Source organism: Acinetobacter sp. YH12106, assembly GCF_013418995.1.
In the GTDB taxonomy this organism is placed as follows: Bacteria; Pseudomonadota; Gammaproteobacteria; order Pseudomonadales; family Moraxellaceae; genus Acinetobacter; species Acinetobacter pseudolwoffii.
The window spans coordinates 1-3,246 of the sequence record NZ_VPAV01000060.1; the positions used below are offsets into that span (position 1 = coordinate 1).

Annotated in this window: 3 protein-coding genes; all 3 read right to left on the bottom strand. The window is 34.2% G+C overall.

What is annotated here, in order from left to right:
- A partial coding sequence (gene mobV / locus FTU45_RS15205; protein ID WP_180076688.1) for a MobV family relaxase occupies nt 1-1,262 on the bottom strand: 1,262 nt, incomplete at its 3' end.
- Between the two features lie 182 nt (nt 1,263-1,444).
- Nucleotides 1,445-2,377, bottom strand: coding sequence for a replication initiation protein RepM (repM, locus tag FTU45_RS15210; RefSeq protein WP_180076689.1), 933 nt, complete (start codon nt 2,375-2,377; stop codon nt 1,445-1,447).
- A gap of 450 nt (nt 2,378-2,827) precedes the next feature.
- Nucleotides 2,828-3,246 (bottom strand): hypothetical protein (locus tag FTU45_RS15215; protein WP_180076690.1); only part of this gene is annotated, 419 nt, incomplete at its 5' end.

The following is a 3,246-nucleotide window of genomic DNA, read 5'->3' on the forward strand; positions in this document are numbered from 1 at the left end:
ATCTGGTTTTCAGGATTCTGTTTTAATATAGAAACTGTTTCATTAATTTCTAATTCTTTACTTTTATCGTGAATATTCTTTTTATAAGTATATGAATATTGCATTTTTGATTGATTATATTGATATTCAGACATATAAAAATTCGGCTTATCAATATATATTTGAGAGCCGTCATTTTTCCACCCTTTTTCAATCTCTTTATCTGTTAAATCATTCTTTTTAAGCCAATTTTCTGTTTTATTATATTCTTTTTTGAGTAACTTTTCATTTTTAATCTTATTATTTAATTCTGAATTGCAATACTCATAAAAACACTCAAAGTTATTTTTATGAGCATTAATTAATTCTATTTTTTTATTATATTCTTCAACTTCTTTTTGAATAATATTTTCATTTTTAATTTTAATTAATGAAGCTGTTTCTTTTATCTTGTTGTTGAATATATCGACATATTGCTCTGGTACATCATCTAAAGCATTCAAATAAACTTCCGCTTTTTTTGCTATTTCTCTAAGTGCTGTAACTTCTTCTTTTGTTGCAACATTCTGGATAGCTTCGATTTTTGCTTTTTTATAGTCCGGTAATACAGCATCAATAACACGTTTAGCATAATCTTCTTTTGATTCTAACCAGTTCGGTTTTGGCAAATTATCAATACTTGGGCTGAACTCGTTTATCTCATTGATCTGATTAACGATCTCATAATGCTGTTTGATTGTACGATGTTCAGCTTTTGAGTGTTTAATGCCACGACTTAAGCCCAGATGTTCAACAATTTCGGCAGCTTCTGTCTGTTCAATTGCTAGTAATGTTTTATTGCCAAGCCATTTTTTGCAGTTAAGTGCCTGTTTTTCTTCATCAAATGGCACGATATAAGCAATTAAATGAGGTGTTGTCTCGTCTCTATGAATGTGAGTAGAGATAACATTTTCAGCTCCCCACTTTTTTATAAGTCTTTCTTTTTGAAGATTAAAAAACTCTGTCTCTTTGTCTTTATCTCCCCATCCATCCCAGGTCGGTGAAGCAGTGACAAGATATTCAACACATAAAACATTACCTGGTCTTTGTTTTATACGTTGATCAACCCTATTTTTTATTGCTTGAACAACATCAGTCTTTTTATTGAAATCGTGTTCATTTAGATCAGCACGTTTTAAATCAGCATTAGGAGTATCAATAAGTCGATATGTGTGATCAAGTGACCCGCCAATTTCACCGTAAGATTTGAGCTTAGCGTGTCTCAGAATAACGAAATCAGTCATCGCAAAATCCAAAAGCAAAAAATTAAACTACGTTCAATATTTGCTTTTGATTTTGCTTTGTCAACCTAAATTCGATTTTGGTGTACTTACTACACCAAAATTTTTCTTCGAAAAAATTTAGGTTTCGCAAGCAAGGGAATCCTTCCCTTAACCCTGCACCTGTGCGTTGCCCAGGCGAAGTCTCACGACTTCGGTGGGACATATCCAACTTTCAATAGAATCGGATATATCTCTTTAAACTTGGTTTCATCTAAAAGCATCTCAGCAATACGTACAGCAAACTGGTCATATCCCTCTGTGCCTTGAGAATACTTAGACATGCCGGGATGGCGTGCAAGTTTTGATGCAAACAAATGACGTTGTGCGGCACTTAGTTCAACAAATAAATCGCCAGTTTTCTGATCAACCTGTTCCCGTTTTCTAACATCAACAGGTTTTTTCGGTTTGATCTTGAATTGAAAATTACTAATCACACGTCCAGTTTTGAATTGTTCATATTTGATAGTGATATCTGAATGTTCGTTGATTTCTTTAACTGCACGATCTAGCACGTTGATTTTGAAATCTGACATTTGCTTATATTCTGATGTCACACCAAGCATTTCTCTAAAACTGTTAATTTCAAACAATTCAGTTTTTTTCTGACTTTTCCATTTTATGACAAGTTCATACAAGCGAATGCTGTATTTACTTTTGAACTTAGAGACTTGATCAATATGATATTTCGTAAAGTGTGATTCAAGTCTGCTAATCAATCTAATGGTTTGAGGTGTTAAGTAAAGAACAAGCATTCCGGCTGCTGGAACGTATGTTGCTTGAGTTACCCAGTTCACGTCTGAAACTGCTTCATAACCATTGTATCTGTCTTGATACGTGTAACTTCGACGCATCAGCGTTTTACTGGCTTCTCGCATCGCTTCGTAAGCAGTATTAGCTTCAAGCGTGTATTGTTGAGCAAAATCCATTGCTCTGATCTCAATCGGTGTTTCATACGTCAAAGGGTCTGCTTCACGAGCATAAATCATTGCAAGCAACAGCAGTCTGTATTCATTCAAACCGAGATTAAAGCAAGCTTTGACGAGGTCATTATCTTTTACAACGTACTTTTCAGGCATCTTATAAAGTCACTTTTCTTATATAAACAGAGTTATATCATCAAACTCATTTAATGAGTATTGCATAATTTACTCATTAAATGCTCGGAAAAACTCAGTTAATGACTCGGAAAAACTCAGTTAATGACTCGGAAAAACTCAGTTAATGACTCGGAAAAACTCAGTTAATGTCCTCTGAAAGCCTTTCTACTAAAGGCTTTCAGAGGGGTCTAAAATCCTTAAAATCCTTAAAATCCTTAAAATCCTTTTTTAAAACCATCCACAAGCAAATTGCTTAAAATTCCAAACATGGCATAAGTCAATGCAGTTGAATGATGTTTGGTCGCTTCGCTCGGCTCTTACCGAGCCAAGGCAACAGGGAGCTACTGTAATCAAGGAGGGGGTGGAGCGACTTTTCATTGCGTCGCTCGTAGACACTCGCTAAGTAATTGATTTTATTGTTTAGATAAATTAAAAGCTCAAATCATTATCACGATCTATTTTTTTCTCAACATCATTATTTTTAGAATGCGCTTGAATCGCTCTAAAACGCTCATTTTCGCGTTTTAGATCGTTCTGGTACGTTTCTAGCCCATCCTTAGCTATCTGCTCATTTGTAGCTTTCTGTGCGCTTCTGCTAGCATCATTTCTCTGTTCCGCTTCTTTGAGTGCTTTCAGACGTTCAATATCGCGGTCCACTTCATTGATGACAGGTTCAAAATTCTCATAGTAATCATCGAGTTTATTTTGGAATCGTTTACCAATCTGGTTTTCAGGATTCTGTTTTAATATAGAAACTGTTTCATTAATTTCTAATTCTTTACTTTTATCGTGAATATTCTTTTTATAAGTATATGAATATTGCATTTTTGATTGATTATATTGATATT